15 protein-coding genes are annotated in these 14,575 nt (G+C 69.9%); 11 read left to right on the forward strand and 4 right to left on the reverse strand.

Features of this window, described 5'->3' with window-relative positions:
* The first annotated feature begins 8 nt into the window (after window positions 1–8).
* Window positions 9–1,169 (forward strand): hypothetical protein, encoded by a 1,161-nt coding sequence (locus MMF93_RS20665; protein ID WP_242753657.1) that lies wholly within the window; start codon window positions 9–11, stop codon window positions 1,167–1,169.
* On the opposite strand, the gene MMF93_RS20670 is transcribed toward MMF93_RS20665, so the two are convergent.
* Window positions 1,166–2,104, reverse strand: coding sequence for a CPBP family intramembrane glutamic endopeptidase (locus MMF93_RS20670; RefSeq protein WP_242753660.1), 939 nt, complete (start codon window positions 2,102–2,104; stop codon window positions 1,166–1,168). The two genes, MMF93_RS20665 and MMF93_RS20670, sit on opposite strands and share 4 nt — an antisense overlap.
* Before the next feature lie 358 nt (window positions 2,105–2,462).
* Between MMF93_RS20670 and MMF93_RS20675 the strand changes: the two genes are divergently transcribed.
* From MMF93_RS20675 to MMF93_RS20720, 10 genes are all read left to right on the forward strand, one after another.
* On the forward strand, window positions 2,463–3,752 hold the full coding sequence (locus MMF93_RS20675; protein WP_242753663.1) for an amidohydrolase: 1,290 nt from the start codon (window positions 2,463–2,465) through the stop codon (window positions 3,750–3,752).
* A 329-nt stretch (window positions 3,753–4,081) separates the two neighbouring features.
* The gene (locus MMF93_RS20680) at window positions 4,082–5,116 is read left to right on the forward strand and encodes a BMP family lipoprotein (protein WP_242753666.1); all 1,035 of its coding nucleotides are present in this window, start codon (window positions 4,082–4,084) and stop codon (window positions 5,114–5,116) included.
* Between the two features lie 217 nt (window positions 5,117–5,333).
* Window positions 5,334–7,079, forward strand: a complete 1,746-nt coding sequence (locus tag MMF93_RS20685; protein ID WP_423835484.1) for an ABC transporter ATP-binding protein — start codon at window positions 5,334–5,336, stop codon at window positions 7,077–7,079.
* Window positions 7,076–8,215 carry an ABC transporter permease gene (locus MMF93_RS20690; protein WP_242753669.1) on the forward strand — a complete coding sequence of 380 codons (1,140 nt, stop codon included), beginning with the start codon at window positions 7,076–7,078 and terminating at the stop codon, window positions 8,213–8,215. Before MMF93_RS20685 ends, MMF93_RS20690 begins: the two co-directional genes overlap by 4 nt.
* Entirely contained in the window at window positions 8,212–9,528 is a 1,317-nt protein-coding gene (locus MMF93_RS20695; protein WP_242753672.1) for an ABC transporter permease, read from the forward strand. The genes MMF93_RS20690 and MMF93_RS20695 overlap by 4 nt, the downstream gene beginning before the upstream one ends.
* Before the next feature lie 10 nt (window positions 9,529–9,538).
* Window positions 9,539–9,976 (forward strand): cytidine deaminase, encoded by a 438-nt coding sequence (locus tag MMF93_RS20700; RefSeq protein WP_242753675.1) that lies wholly within the window; start codon window positions 9,539–9,541, stop codon window positions 9,974–9,976.
* Between the two features lie 39 nt (window positions 9,977–10,015).
* Window positions 10,016–11,290, forward strand: a complete 1,275-nt coding sequence (locus MMF93_RS20705; protein WP_242753678.1) for a thymidine phosphorylase — start codon at window positions 10,016–10,018, stop codon at window positions 11,288–11,290.
* A 92-nt stretch (window positions 11,291–11,382) separates the two neighbouring features.
* Window positions 11,383–12,192: a helix-turn-helix domain-containing protein gene (locus MMF93_RS20710; protein WP_242753681.1), complete on the forward strand. Its 810-nt coding sequence runs from the start codon at window positions 11,383–11,385 to the stop codon at window positions 12,190–12,192.
* Entirely contained in the window at window positions 12,189–12,398 is a 210-nt protein-coding gene (locus MMF93_RS20715; RefSeq protein WP_242753683.1) for a DUF397 domain-containing protein, read from the forward strand. The genes MMF93_RS20710 and MMF93_RS20715 overlap by 4 nt, the downstream gene beginning before the upstream one ends.
* Before the next feature lie 156 nt (window positions 12,399–12,554).
* Window positions 12,555–12,812, forward strand: a complete 258-nt coding sequence (locus tag MMF93_RS20720) for a hypothetical protein (protein ID WP_242753685.1) — start codon at window positions 12,555–12,557, stop codon at window positions 12,810–12,812.
* A gap of 51 nt (window positions 12,813–12,863) precedes the next feature.
* On the opposite strand, the gene MMF93_RS20725 is transcribed toward MMF93_RS20720, so the two are convergent.
* The 3 genes from MMF93_RS20725 to MMF93_RS20740 form a co-directional block, all read right to left on the reverse strand.
* On the reverse strand, window positions 12,864–13,145 hold the full coding sequence (locus MMF93_RS20725; protein ID WP_242753688.1) for a YidH family protein: 282 nt from the start codon (window positions 13,143–13,145) through the stop codon (window positions 12,864–12,866).
* 97 nt (window positions 13,146–13,242) lie between these two features.
* On the reverse strand, window positions 13,243–14,073 hold the full coding sequence (locus tag MMF93_RS33520) for a barstar family protein (RefSeq protein ID WP_341483297.1): 831 nt from the start codon (window positions 14,071–14,073) through the stop codon (window positions 13,243–13,245).
* Window positions 14,074–14,148: 75 nt separating this feature from the next.
* Window positions 14,149–14,559, reverse strand: coding sequence for a hypothetical protein (locus MMF93_RS20740; protein WP_242753695.1), 411 nt, complete (start codon window positions 14,557–14,559; stop codon window positions 14,149–14,151).
* Window positions 14,560–14,575 lie beyond the last annotated feature (16 nt).

The following is a 14,575-nucleotide window of genomic DNA, read 5'->3' on the forward strand; positions in this document are numbered from 1 at the left end:
TGTGCGCAGTGTCCCGTAACCGCTCCGGCCTCGGAGCATCCGCGGACCCGTCCGCGACCGACCCCGGGGGCGGAGCCACCCCCGGGCCCAGGGACGGGGCTCTCGCGTTCGTCGAGAGCCCCGTCCAGCTCCTCAACGTCCTCGAGTGGGCGCACAACCATCCCGCGCCCGCCACCTCGACCCCCCTCACCCTCGTCGTCCTGCCGCCGACCGACCCGATGACCCGCGGTCAGCTGCGCCGTATGGCCGAGCTGGCCCGCGACGAGGGGATCATCGTGCGCTGGCAGGAGGCCAGGGACGGGGTCGCCGGTGCCCTCACCAGCCTGTTCGCCCTCTCCCGGCGAGTGCGCAGGGCCCGCACTCTGGTCATCGGGGATCCGTTCTCCCGCTACGTCCAACTGCTGCTCGCCCTCACGTCGGCGCGCGCGGCGCACCGCGTCACGGTGGTGGACGACGGTACGGCCACCATGGAGTTCGTCGCCCAACTGGCGCGCGGCGAGCGCTTCGTGCGCTGGCACCGGCGTGGCACCGGGGGCGGGGCGCGTACGTGGCTGTTCGCGCCGGTCTCCCGCCGCGCCCGCCGCCGCCTCACGCCGCGTGCGGACGGTTCCCGTCCCGTGGAGGTCTTCAGTGCCATGCCGGTGGAGGCGCCCGGCAACGTCACCGTCACGGCCAACGAGTTCGCCTGGACCCGCGCCCGTTTCGGGCCGCCCCGGTTGACCAGGGGCGCCGACCTGGTGGGTACGTCCCTGGTGGAGACCGGCGTCGTGGACACCGACCGCTATCTGGAGGCCGTCGCCTCGCTGGCCCGCGACTACGGGGCCACCCGCTATTTCGCGCACCGCCGCGAGAGCAGCGAGAAACTCCAGCAGGTCGCCGCTGCCACCGGGCTGGAGATCGTCCGTCCGGATCTTCCGCTCGAACTGGTCGCCCGGCGCGGCCCGGTCGGCCGTACGGTCCTCAGCTTCCCCTCCACCGTCGTCCACACGCTCCCGCTCGCCCTCGCCGGCACCGCCGTGACCGTGGCCGTCTGCGACATAGACCCCGCCTGGCTCACCCGCACCGCCTCGCCCCGCGCCCACAGCTTCCTGACGGGTGTCACGGGCACGGCCGCGCGGGCCAGGAGACTCCCGGCCGCGCCGCCGGCCACGCCGGAACCGAGCGCTTAGGCCGTCTCGTTCGCGGCAGCGTGCGCGGGGCGCGGCGCTCGCAGGCGCATCGTCGGCTGCGGCGTGGCATCTGCCGCGACGTCGGTCTCGGGCGTGCGGGGGAGCGTCGGCGACGGTGCGGGGGCGAAGGTCAGCAGCAGCCCGGCGACGAGCGCCTGGAGGCCGAGCGCCATGGCGAGCGTTTCGGGGATGTGGACGTCGAGGAGGACCATGGTGACGTTCAAGGCGAGGTGGACCGCGATCGCCGCGACGACACCGCCCCGCTCGTAGGCGTACCCGATCAGCATCGCCATCGGGACGACGCCGGCGGCGAAGAGGATGCCGCTCGGGCTTCCCAGGCCCAACTCGTGCTGCACGGTGCCGTCGAGGAAGAAGAGCGGCAGGTGCCAGACGGACCAGACGACGCCCAGCACGAGGGCGGTCAGGTAGCGGCCGAGCGAGGCCCGCATCCGCGGGTGGACGGTGCCGCGCCAGCCGGGTTCTTCCGCGAGCGGCCCTCCGATGAGCATCACGCCGACGAACGCGGCGAGCCCCCCGGCGTCGCGTACCGCGTCCTGGGCCCGCTCCAGGCTGAGCGTCGGGCCGCCGGCCTGCTGCGCGAGCAGGCTCCCCAGGAAGACCGTCGCCGCGCCGAGCACCATCAGCAGCGGCGTCCACAGCAGCGTGCCGCGCTGGAAGCGCACCGCGTGCGCGGGGGCGGCCTCGCCGCGTCGGCCGCGGCGGACGCGGAGCACGAGTGCGGCTGCCGACGGCCCGAAGGCGCCGAGGAGGTGGACGCCTGCCGCGGCAGGCGAGTTCGCCGGTCCGCCGAGTGCGAAGGCCGCCGTCCAGGCCGCCCAGCTCACTCCGAAGGCGAGGGCGAAGAAGAGGGTCAGGTCGCTCCGGTAGCTGCGGGGGCGGGTGGCGACCTGCGAGGTGTCATAAGAGGTGGGCATGCCAAGAAGCTCTCTATGGGTTGCTCGGGATGGACTCCGAGGCGGGCGACCGCCCCTCGCCGTTCTCAACTTCGAGAACGTTATCATGTGTGAGAGCAATGAGTCACGAGGGGCCACCGCACTCGTCGACGAGAGCGACACCCAGGGGCGACCGGGCCGGGAGGAGAGAGGGAGGAAGGGGGAGAGGGCGAGGGCGAGGGAGGAGAGAGGGCGAGGGTGGGGGGAGAGGGCAAGCGAACAGCTATACCCATCCCCAAAAGGACATAACCGCCGCGGGGGCGAGATTCTCTTCCCCTGAGAGGTTGAACTTTCGTGGATCTCTCGCCAGTTGCGGCTTCGGTGCGCCTACTCTTCGACCATGAACGAACTCCTGTCCCCTGCAGCCCCGGAGGTAGACGCACGCGGAGCCGCCGGCGTACTTCCCGAGCTGCCCGGCCGCCTCACCGAACCCCTCCGGCGCGAGCTCATCGCCTTCCGTCGCGACCTCCACATGCACCCCGAGCTGGGCAACCAGGAGTTCCGTACGACCGCGGCGCTCAAGACCCGGCTCGAACGTGCCGGCCTGCGCCCCAGAGTGCTGGCCATGGGGACGGGCCTGATCTGCGACATCCACCCCGGGCTCGGCCAGGAGCCGGCCGGTGCCCGGGCCGCCGGAGGAGCGGAGTCCGTCGAGGCCGCGCCGCTGCTGGCGCTGCGGGGCGACATCGACGCGCTGCCCATCCCCGACACCAAGGACGTGCCCTACCGCTCGACGGTCCCGGGGCGGGCGCACGCCTGCGGGCACGACGTGCACACCACCGTGGTGCTCGGAGCCGGCCTGGTGCTGGCCGAGCTGGCGCGGGCCGGGGCGCTGCCCCGTCCGGTGCGGCTGCTGTTCCAGCCGGCCGAGGAGGTGCTGCCCGGCGGCGCGTCCGACGCGGTCGACTGCGGGGTGCTGGACGGGGTGGGCTCGATCCTGGCCGTGCACTGCGACCCGCGGGTGGACGCGGGCCGTCTCGGTCTGCGGGCCGGACCGATCACCTCGGCCTGCGACCGGCTGGAGGTGGTGCTCAGCGGCGCGGGCGGCCACACCGCGCGCCCCCACCTGACGACCGACCTGGTCACCGCCGCGGCCAAGCTCGTCACGGAGGCGCCCGCGCTGCTGGCGCGCCGTGTGGACGCCCGCTCGGGCCTCGCCCTGACGTGGGGGCGGATCGAGTCGGGGCACACGTCCAACGTCATCCCGCAGCGCGCCGAGATGTCCGGCACCCTGCGCTGCCTCGACCTGCCGACCTGGCGCGAGGCGCCCGATCTGGTGCACGCGGCGATCGACGAGCTGGCGACGCTGCACCGCGCCAAGTGCGAGCTGACGTACGTGCGGGGGGTGCCGCCCGTCGTCAACGAACCGTCCGCTACGGCCCTGCTGCGCGAGGCGATGACCGCACGCGCCGGTGCCGCCTCGGTGGAGAGCACGGAGCAGAGCCTGGGCGGCGAGGACTTCTCCTGGTACCTGGAGCACGTGCCCGGCGCCATGGCCCGCCTCGGCGTGCGGCCCGTCGGCGACCGCCGCAGCCGCGACCTGCACCAGGGCGACTTCGACGCCGACGAGACCGCGATCACCACGGGCGTCGAGCTGTTCACGGCCGCCGCCCTCCTGCACCGCTCCTGATCGCCCCCGCTTCGCTCCTGGCCACCACGCGCGGCCCGGCGCGTGAGCGGCATCACCGCCCACCGCGCGCCGCCTCGCACCGAGAGCCCTCGTGTCCCGTTCCGGTCTCCACCGGGCCCCGGCCCGGTGGAGGTATGTCGGACATGGGGGCTCTCGGCGCGGGCTCCGGCGGGGGGCCGGAGCGCCGTCCGTTCGCGACGATCCGATAACGGCTGGTTCCCGTCTCCTTCTGCTGGAAATCTACGCGCGTTAATGTGTGCCCGTCTCAAGGGCCGGAACCCAACTGCGGTGCCGGAACCGGTGCTTCCACGACCACAAAGGGGACTCCGTTGCGTCGGGTAACAAAGCTGGCCACCGCGGTCGCCGCCACCGCGACTCTCGCTCTGACGGCCACCGCCTGCGGTGAAAGCTCGACGGAGTCGAGCGACGGCAAGAAGAGCAAGGGTGTCGGGCTCGCGTTCGACGTCGGTGGCCGGGACGACCACTCGTTCAACGAGGCGGCGGCCCGGGGCACCGACAAGGCCGAGAAGGAACTCGGCGTCAAGACCAAGGAGATGACCGCCGGGAACAACGAGACGGAGGAGACCCGCGAGCAGCGGCTCACCTCCCTCGCGAAGGCGGGCTACAACCCTGTCATCGGCGTCGGCTTCAACTACGGCAAGTCCGTCAACAAGGTGGCCAAGGACTTCCCCGACACGACGTTCGGCGTGGTCGACGAGCAGTCCCACGCCAAGAACGTGGTCGGCATGACGTTCGCGGAGAACGAGTCGTCCTACCTGGTGGGTGTGGCCGCGGCCAAGAAGACCAAGTCCAAGAAGGTCTCCTTCATCGGCGGCGTGGACAACGCGCTCATCCAGAAGTTCGAGGCCGGTTACGTCAAGGGCGTCAAGGACACCGACCCCAAGATCAAGGTCGAGGTCGACTACCTCTACAAGGAGTCCGACGAGGGCTTCAACGCCCCGGACCGCGCCAAGAACATGGCCAAGGGCATGCTCGCCCGCGGCAACGACGTGATCTACACGGCCGCCGGGCAGTCCGGCGCCGGCTCGATCGAGCAGATCAGCAAGAAGAAGGGCGCCTGGGCGATCGGGGTCGACTCCGACCAGTACCGCCAAAAGGGCCTGGAGAAGTACAAGGACGTCATCCTGACCTCGTCCGTCAAGAACGTCGACGTCGCCGTCTTCGAGCTGATCAAGAGCGTGAAGGAGGGCAAGCCGCTGAAGGGGAACCAGACGTTCTCCCTGAAGGAGGACGGTGTCTCCGTCGCCACCTCGGGCGGCTACATCGACGACATCATGGACGACATCAACAAGGCCAAGAAGGACATCACCGCGGGCAAGGTGGACGTTCCCACCCGGCCGTGACGTTCCGCAGGCGGCCCCGGGTGCCGCGCGGCGCAGCCTGTGCTGCGCGGCGTGACGTGCGGGGCCGTCTTCCCTTCGTACCTCCTCCGTACGTCGCACCCCTCTCGCACCTCGTACCGTCTTCGCACTTCCTTCCGCACCCCGTGTGCGCCTCTTCGTGGAGGGCCTTCACCCTCGCGCCGGGAATCTGAGCTCAACCAGGGAGCACGTCAGTCAAGTGTCCAGCGAGTCCAGCGGCAGCAGCAGCGCGCCGTCCGGGGCGGGCCCGGGGCCCGGTCCTTCCGGGAGCGCCGTCGAACTGCGCGGCATCACCAAGCGGTTCCCCGGAGTGGTCGCCAACCGCGACATCGACATCTCGGTGGCGCGCGGCACCGTGCACGCCCTCGTGGGGGAGAACGGCGCGGGCAAGTCGACCCTCATGAAGATCCTCTACGGCATGCAGCGGCCGGACGAGGGCACCATCGGCATCGACGGCGAGGACGTCGTCCTGCACAGCCCCGCCGACGCCATCGCGCGCGGTATCGGCATGGTGCACCAGCACTTCATGCTCGCCGACAACCTCACCGTGCTGGAGAACACCGTCCTCGGCGCGGAGAAGCTGCACGGCATCGGGTCCGGGGCCCGCAGGAAGATCGCGGAGCTGTCGGACGCCTACCAGCTCGGGATACGTCCCGACGCCCTCGTCGAGGAGCTGGGGGTGGCCGACCGGCAGCGGGTGGAGATCCTCAAGGCCCTCTACCGCGGTGCCCGCACCCTCATCCTCGACGAGCCGACGGCCGTGCTGGTGCCGCAGGAGGTCGACGCCCTCTTCGACAATCTGCGCGAGCTCAAGTCCGAGGGTCTGACGGTGGTGTTCATCTCGCACAAGCTGGGCGAGGTGCTCTCCGTCGCCGACGCGATCACCGTCATCCGGCGCGGCACCACCGTCGCCTCCGTGACGCCGCGCGAGACGAGCCCCAAGCAACTGGCGGAGCTGATGGTCGGCAGCGAGCTGCCGACCGCAGAGACGCGCGAGTCGACCGTCACCGACACCCCCATGCTCGAGGTGGCCGGGCTGCGGCTCGCGGCCACCGACTCCGACGGCGTCGAGCGTGCCGTCCTGGACGGGATCTCCTTCACCATCCACAAGGGCGAGGTCCTCGGCGTCGCCGGGGTGGAGGGCAACGGGCAGGCCGAGCTGGTCGAGGCCATCATGGGCATGAGCGACCCGGACGGCGGCACCGTCACCCTCGACGGGCGGGACATCTCGCACGCACCCACCCGCGCCAGGCGCGAGAGTGGCATCGGCTACATCCCCGAGGACCGGCACCGGCACGGGCTGCTGCTGGAAGCGCCGCTGTGGGAGAACCGCATCCTCGGGCACGTCACCGAGAAGCCGAACACCAACGGCCCCCTCCTCTCCATCCCGGGCGCCCCGCGGCTGCTCGCGCTCGGTGACGCGCGGGCCGACAGCGAGCGCATCGTCGCCGAGTACGACGTGCGCACCCCGGGCATCGAGGTCACCGCCGCCAGCCTCTCGGGCGGCAACCAGCAGAAGTTCATCGTCGGCCGCGAGATGAGCCACCACCCCAAGCTGCTGATCGCCGCGCACCCCACGCGGGGCGTGGACGTCGGCGCGCAGGCGCAGATCTGGGACCAGATACGCGCCGCCCGGCGCGAGGGCCTCGCCGTGCTGCTGATCTCCGCCGACCTGGACGAGCTGATCGGGCTCTCCGACACGCTGCGGGTCATGTACCGGGGCCGCCTGGTGGCCGACGCCGACCCGGCGCACGTCACCCCCGAGGAGCTCGGCTCGGCCATGACCGGCGCCGCCACGGGACACCTGGAGCACCAGGAGGAGCCCACCGGCACGGCCGCCGAGGACGCCTCAGGGGACCTCTCCGCGAACGCCTCCGAGGACGCCTCCGGAGACGTCTCCGAGGACGTCTCGGGGAACGACGACACGAACGGGGGCGCCCAGTGAACCGCCTGAAGGAGAAGTTCGGCGCCGGGGCCGTGCTCCAGGCGCTGGCCGCACCCGCGCTCGCGCTCGTCGCGGCGTTCGTCCTCTCCTCCGTCGTCATCGCGGCGACCGGTGAGGATCCCTTTCACGCCTTCTACGTGATGATCGACTTCGGCTCGAAGAGCGACAGCCAGGTCTGGATCATCAACAAGGCCATCCCGTACTACCTGTCGGCGGCGGCCGTCGCCATCGGCTTCCGCATGAACCTCTTCAACATCGGCGTGGACGGCCAGTACCGGGTCGCCGCCTTCTTCGCCGCGGTCGTCGGCGGGGCGCTCGCCCTGCCGGGGGTGCTGCAGATCCCGCTGATCATCCTCGTCGCGATGGCCGTCGGCGCGCTGTGGGCGGGCATCGCGGGCGTGCTCAAGACGACCCGCGGGGTCAGCGAGGTCATCACCACGATCATGCTGAACTCCATCGCGGGCTCGCTGATCGGCTACTTCCTCTCCGAAGACAAGCTCGCCGTCAAGGACGGCAACCTCTTCCACACCCCCACCATCCCCGAGGCCGCCCGCTTCTTCCTCATCCCCACCGACCCCGACCCGATCTACGGCACCGTCATCATCGCCGTCGTCATCGGCCTGGCCTACTGGTTCGTGCTGGGCCGCACCCGCTTCGGCTTCGACCTGCGGGCCGTGGGCCGCAGCGAGTCGGCGGCGAGCGCCAGCGGCGTGAGCGTGCGCCGGATGGTCGTCACCAGCATGCTGCTGTCCGGCGCCGTCGCGGGCCTGGTCGGCATGCCGACGCTGCTGAACAAGTCCTTCAACTACGGCACCGACTTCCCCACCGGCGTCGGCTTCACCGGCATCGCCATCGCCCTGCTCGGCCGCAACCACCCCATCGGCATGGCGCTGGCGGCCCTGCTGTGGGGCTTCTTGGAGCGCACCGGCATCCAGCTGGAGTTCGAGGGCTACAAGCAGGAAATCGTCGGCGTGATGCAGGGGATCATCGTGCTGTGCGTCGTCATCGCGTACGAGATCGTCCGCCGCGTCGTGCTGCGCCGCCAGCAGCGTGAGGTGGGCGCCGAACTGAGCGCCCGGGCGGGCGCGGGCGCCGAGCAGGACGAGACCGAGCAGAAGGCGGGGGCCTCCGCATGAGCACCACCTCCACACCCAAGCCCGCCGCGCCGAAGAACGTGCCGGCCGCGTCCTCGTCGGCGGGCGGCAGGCGGAAGCTGTCCTACCCCGTCGTGCTCCTGCTCATCGCCGGCGGCCTGCTGCTGCTCTCCCTCGTCCGGGTCGTCACCGGCGACGTACAGCTCTCCAACAGCGGACAGTTCTCCACCGCGATCGCCGCCGCCGTCCCCATCGGACTGGCGGGCCTGGGCGGACTGTGGGCCGAACGCGCGGGCGTCATCAACATCGGCCTCGAAGGCATGATGATGCTCGGCACCTTCGGCGCGGGCTGGATCGGCTGGCAGTACGGGCCCTGGGCCGCCGTCCTCGCCGGGATCGCCGGCGGCGCACTGGGCGGGCTGCTGCACGCGCTGGCCACCGTCACCTTCGGCGTCGACCACATCGTCTCCGGCGTCGCCATCAACATCCTCGCCCTCGGAGTCGTCCGCTACCTCGCCAAGCTCTGGTTCGGCGCCGAAGGCAGCGAAGCGGCCAAGGCGGGCGGCAACGACAAGCAGTCACCGCCCATGGACAACATGCCGTCCTTCACCGTGCCCGGACTCGCCGACGGGCTCGGCAGCATCGAGAAACACCACTGGTTCCTCGTCTCCGACCTGGCCGGCATCCTGCGCGCCCTGGTCAGCGACGTCTCCTGGGTGACGGTGCTGACGGTCGTCCTGTTCGCCGGCAGCTTCTTCGTCCTGTGGCGCTCCCCCTTCGGCCTGCGGCTGCGCTCCTGCGGCGAGAACCCCGTCGCCGCCGAATCCCTCGGCGTCAACGTCTACACCTACAAGTACGCGGCACTGATCATCTCCGGCGCCCTGGCCGGACTCGGCGGCGCCTTCCTCGCCGTCGGCGTGCACTTCTACCAGGAGAACCAGACCGGAGGGCGCGGCTACATCGGCCTCGCCACCATGATCTTCGGCAACTGGCGTCCCGGCGGCGTCGCCATGGGCGCCGGACTGTTCGGTTTCATGGACGCCCTCCGCGTCGTCGGCGGCGGCGCCACCGTGCACGCCATGCTGCTGCTGATGGCCGTCCTGCTGGCCGGCCTCGCCGTCTGGAAGTTCCGCGCCGGGATGCGGGGCGCGCGCGGCGCCCGTGTCCAGGCCGCCGTCGCCCTCGTTATCGCCGTACTGCTCGTGCTGTGGTACGCGCTGACCGACACCGTGGCCCTGGAGTTCGTCGAGATGACGCCGTACGTCACCACACTGCTGGTGCTCTCCCTGGCGGCCCAACGGCTCCGCGCGCCACGCGCGGTGGGCAAACCGTACCGTCGAGGCGAGGGAACCTAGCGTGCCAAGCGTGCCAGACAACTCCGGCCCCGGTCCGGCGACCGGCGCGGCAACCGAGGCGGCGGTCGACTGGGCGGCACTGCGCGGGAAGGCCCGGGAGGCGCTCTCCCGGGCGTACGCGCCCTACTCCGGCTTCCCCGTCGGCGCCGCCGCGCTGGTCGCCGACGGCCGCACCGTCACCGGCTGCAACGTCGAGAACGCCTCCTACGGCGTCGGCCTGTGCGCCGAGTGCGGACTGGTGAGCGAACTGTTCGCGACAGGCGGCGGCCGGCTGGTCGCCTTCACCTGCGTCGGCGGCGACGGCGTGGTCGTCGCCCCCTGCGGCCGCTGCCGCCAACTGCTGTGGGAACACGGCGGCGCCGGCCTGCTGATCGAAGCCCCCTCGGGAGTGCGCCCGCTCTCCGAACTGCTCGCGGACGCGTTCGGGCCCACCGACCTGGCCCGCTGACCCTCACCGGTCGTCGAACGAATCAGGGAGTACCCCCCCATGGACGCCATCTCCGTCATCCGCGCCAAGCGGGACCGCGAGGAGCTGACCGGCGAACAGATCGACTGGATCATCGACGCCTACACGCGCGGCACGGTCGCCGACGAACAGATGTCCGCCCTCGCGATGGCCGTCTACCTCAACGGCATGACCCGCACGGAGATCTCCCGCTGGACCGCCGCCATGATCGCCTCCGGCGAGCGCATGGACTTCACGGCACTGCCCCGCCCCACCGCCGACAAGCACTCCACAGGCGGCGTCGGCGACAAGATCACCCTGCCGCTCGCCCCGCTGGTCGCCGCGTGCGGCGCCGCCGTCCCCCAACTGTCGGGCCGCGGCCTCGGCCACACCGGCGGCACCCTCGACAAACTGGAGTCCATCCCCGGCTGGCGCGCCTCGCTCACCAACCCCGAGATGATGGACGTCCTGCGCGACGCCGGCTCCGTCATCTGTGCCGCGGGCGACGGCCTGGCCCCCGCCGACAAGCGGCTGTACGCGCTGCGGGACGTGACCGGAACGGTCGAATCCCTTCCCCTGATCGCCTCGTCCATCATGTCCAAGAAGATCGCCGAGGGCACCGGCGCGCTCGTCCTGGACGTCAAAGCCGGCTCCGGCGCGTTCATGAAGAACGCCGACGACGCCCGCGAACTGGCCACCACCATGGTGGAACTGGGCCGCGACCACGGCGTGCGCACCGTCGCCCTGCTGACCGACATGAACACCCCCCTCGGTCTGACGGCGGGCAACGCACTGGAAGTCCGCGAGTCGGTCGAGGTCCTGGCGGGCGGCGGCCCCGCCGACGTCGTCGAACTGACGGTCGCCTTGGCGCGTGAGATGCTCGACGCGGCGGGCCTGACCGACGCCGACCCCGCCAAGGCCCTCGCCGACGGCTCGGCGATGGACGTGTGGCGTCGCATGGTCACCGCCCAAGGTGGTGACGCGGACGCGGACCTTCCCCGGGCGAGGGAGCAGCACGTCGTCACGGCCCCCTCCTCGGGCGTCCTGACCCGCCTCGACGCCTACTCCGTCGGCCTCGCCGCCTGGCGCCTCGGCGCGGGCCGCGCCCGCAAGGAGGACCCCGTCCAGGCGGGCGCGGGCGTGGAACTCCACGCCCGCGTGGGCGACCGAGTCGCGGCGGGCGCGCCGCTGCTTACGTTGCACACGGACACCCCGGAGACGTTCGCGCACGCGGAAGAGGCCCTGACGGCCGCCATCGACGTGACGGCCTCGGGCACCTACGAGCCGACCCCGCTGATCCTCGACCGGATCGAGTGACAGCGGGATCGTCCCGTTCGAATGCGGCGGGGGCCGGGCGCGTCTACGGTCAGCCAAGGTAGCTCTTCTGCCCAGGCGCCAAGGACGTGCCCATGCCACCAGCCCGCGAACTCGACCCGACCGCCTCCCTCGCCGCCTTCCTCGGCCACAAGGTGCGCCGCGAACGGGAACGACGGGGCTGGACCCAGCAGCATCTGGGGGAGCAGGTCTTCATCTCCCGCGTCCGCGTCACCAAGATCGAGCTGGGCACGGACCCACCCAACCCTTCGCTGGCCGGCCGCTTCGACCGAGTGCTCGGGCTCGAAGGGGAGCTGGAGAACCTGGCGAAGGTGCTCCAAAACGACCAGGTACGGGACTACGCCCGTGCGTACCTGGCCCGCCAGTTGGAGGCCGAGGCTATGCATGACCTCTGGATCGTGATCCCTGGGCTTCTCCAGACGGAGGACTACGCAGGAGCGTTGATGCGCGAGGTGCAGGCCGGGGCCCCTGCCGAGATCGAGCGGTATGTGGAGCGCCGCATCGCTCGCCAGGCCGTGTGGGACCGTGCCGCTCCGCCGTGGATGTGGGCGGTCATCGACGCGGCTGTGCTCGGCCGCGTCACAGGAGGCCGCGCGACGATGCGCGGCCAGTTGATCAGGATGCGGGAGATGTGTGAGATCCCGCAGGTCAACCTGCAGTTTCTTCCGTCGACCGCAACTGTGATCCCCGGCTCGATCTCTATGCTGACGCTGCCGAATGGAGACCGAGGGGCTTACACGGAAGGGTTCGAGACCGGTGCTTACACCGAGGAACCGAGTGGAGTCGCACGCTTCCAGCGGGTCTATGATCGGTTGCACGCCAATGCGTTGAGCGCAGATGCGTCCATGAACCTGCTCGAGAAGGCCATCGAGGGATACTCATGATCGATCTGACCGCCGCGAGGTGGCGCAAGTCCAGCTACAGCGGGCCGACCAACGACGCCTGCGTGGAAGTGGCCGACGGCGTTCCCGGCGCTGTCGTCCCGGTCCGCGACTCGCAGGCCCCCGGCGGGCCGACACTGTGCTTCTCCACCCCCGCGTGGTCGCATTTCGTCCGTACGGTGGGGACTCCCGGCTTCACTGACCGCTGACCGCGCGTCGCTGCCGCATCGGCTGCTGCTGCGGCACCTTGCCGCATGGTCGCCAGAAGCAACCCTTCCGGATGCCAGGTGGTCTTACCTGACGTCGTGTTCAGAGGGTCAGCCTCTGCCGACTCGTTCCCGGTAACCGACTGGAAGGTGCACCCCGTGGCGCGCGATCCCGATTTCTGTGTGGAGGTTCCAGAGGACTTCGACGACACGGACGACGAAACTGGCGTGTATCCCATAGCCGCGAAGCTGTTCGTCGCCTCAACCGCCGCGGAGGTCTTCAGGAAGGCCCATGAGTGGGTGGGGGAACACGATATCCGCCTGGTGGATGTCGCATGGAACTGCTTGTGCGGCGAGGAGCAGACCTACGCGCTGAGCATCTACTTCGCGTTCGAACTGGACCCCGAAGAACCCTGACGACGCTTGCTGAAGCTGCGTGGGGCGGTGACCGAGCCCGCCCGCCCCTCGTCAGGAGTCGTCGGCGTCGTTCGCGTCTTCCGTGGCCGTAGTCCGCGTGCCGATGAGGCCCGTCAGGGCACCTCCCATGAACACCAGCCCGACGGCGACGATCTTGGCGGCCAGGGGGCCCAGCAGGGGGACAGGCACGGTGTCTTCCCACCGGAAGTAGGCCCACATCCCCACGAGCGCCCCCAGAACGACGAGCGCGACAGCGCCCCAGGCCGCCAGCTTTGCCCGCCAGGCCGGCACGCTCTCCGGTTCAGCAGTCTGCTCTACGTCCTTGCCGGTCACGACAAACTCTCCCTCGTGCGGTGACGATCGTGAGGGAGGACGCGAGAGCCTGGCCGGACGTTCCTCCGGCGCCCCCTGGCGGGCGTTCCAACCTGATTCAGGTCAAGTGCGTCGTCACTTTGGCTGCCCGTAGCACGCGTAGCACCTCTGCCATGGCTTCTGGAACGACGGTTTCGGCTGAGGATGAGTTGTGCCAGGTCAGGGTAAAAGGTGCGACCGGGCCGAAGTTGCCTCGAAGGCAGTCCTTAAGCGCGTCCAGGTTGGCGCCGTAGTATCCGCCGGGGCCGTTCATGGCTTCACCCAAAGCGCAGTACAGGGCAGCCGCGTCGGTGACGTGTGCGCCTTCGACGATGAACTCGTCGGCATCGGTGGCGGGGAGGGGATAGTGCCATGCGGCACGCAGGCGAGCGGCGTCCAGCCAGGCCGTTCTGCCTTCCTCGTCGAGTCTTGCCCAGACGTGGGACTCATGGCCGGCGGTGTCCTCAAGGGACCTCAGGACCTGGCCCTCGTGAGATGCGGGTGAAGGTATGTTGGTAAGCGGCGGGTGTGATGCCGAGATGTGTCCGGAACCCTGGTGAGATGGTACGGCGGGGTAGTTTGCCGCGTCCGAGGGGCAGTTGGATGTCGAGCCGTGCGGTGGGCCACTCCAGCAGGGGCGCCAATGACTCGTTCGCCTAGACTGGGGCGGGCTGGGCGGCGTACTGGATTGGCTGCCTTCCCGGTGCGGCGACAGGACCGCCGTGTTCCTGGCGATCTGGGCGGCGTACGCCGCGCCGTGGTCGGAAGGGGCCAGGCACAGGCAAGGATGCCTGCGTCGTGGTAGCCAACGACTTCCCCGGTACCGTCCGGGTCCGGTCAGCAAGGCCCCGGCGGGCCAGCTCCCCTTCCCCGCCTCGTTCTGATTCGACTTCCTCCGTGAGCTGAACAATTGCCCTGGCTGTGTTCAGAGATGGTTTCTGCGTCTCAGCGGCACACAGGGTGCGCTTCAGGCACTGCCCACTTTCTATCGGTGTACGACAAACCTAACCACTGGCCCATCTTCGGTTTCCACGACCCCTCCGTCAAAGCTGTATTCGGGGTGATCAGACTCCAGTGCAGCCCTCCAAAAAAAAGCGATTTCGCGGGCGAGGTTGGCCACCATTTTTTCTTCGATGGAATTACCTTCGTTAACATCCACCAGTTGCCATAGTCTTACTTGGTTCAGGGTGCTCTCGACGGCAGTGGCATTCCCGTTGAGGGCTTGATACCATTCTCTGAAATTATCCTCCTCGTATGCGCGTTCCCAGATTAGGCAGCCAGATACTTCAATGAATCTTGGGTGGAATACCTGAGCTGCGGACAGCCAGTCGGTCAAGTTCAGGCGGAGTGCGGCGTGGTCGAAATAATCGAGCTCGTCAAACGGGTTATTGTTCATGTGTGTGCCTGGATTC

Origin of the sequence: Streptomyces tubbatahanensis (assembly GCF_022699385.1) — a bacterium.
Taxonomy (GTDB): Bacteria; Actinomycetota; Actinomycetes; order Streptomycetales; family Streptomycetaceae; genus Streptomyces; species Streptomyces diacarni.

Bases quoted from the DNA above. Each gene is read 5' to 3' on its own strand.
- MMF93_RS20670 (WP_242753660.1), bottom strand. From the start codon at position 2,104: ATGCCCACCTCTTATGACACCTCGCAGGTCGCCACCCGCCCCCGCAGC.
- MMF93_RS20675 (WP_242753663.1), top strand. From the start codon at position 2,463: ATGAACGAACTCCTGTCCCCTGCAGCCCCGGAGGTAGACGCACGCGGA.
- MMF93_RS20695 (WP_242753672.1), top strand. From the start codon at position 8,212: ATGAGCACCACCTCCACACCCAAGCCCGCCGCGCCGAAGAACGTGCCG.
- MMF93_RS20705 (WP_242753678.1), top strand. From the start codon at position 10,016: ATGGACGCCATCTCCGTCATCCGCGCCAAGCGGGACCGCGAGGAGCTG.
- MMF93_RS20710 (WP_242753681.1), top strand. From the start codon at position 11,383: ATGCCACCAGCCCGCGAACTCGACCCGACCGCCTCCCTCGCCGCCTTC.
- MMF93_RS20715 (WP_242753683.1), top strand. From the start codon at position 12,189: ATGATCGATCTGACCGCCGCGAGGTGGCGCAAGTCCAGCTACAGCGGG.
- MMF93_RS20740 (WP_242753695.1), bottom strand. From the start codon at position 14,559: ATGAACAATAACCCGTTTGACGAGCTCGATTATTTCGACCACGCCGCA.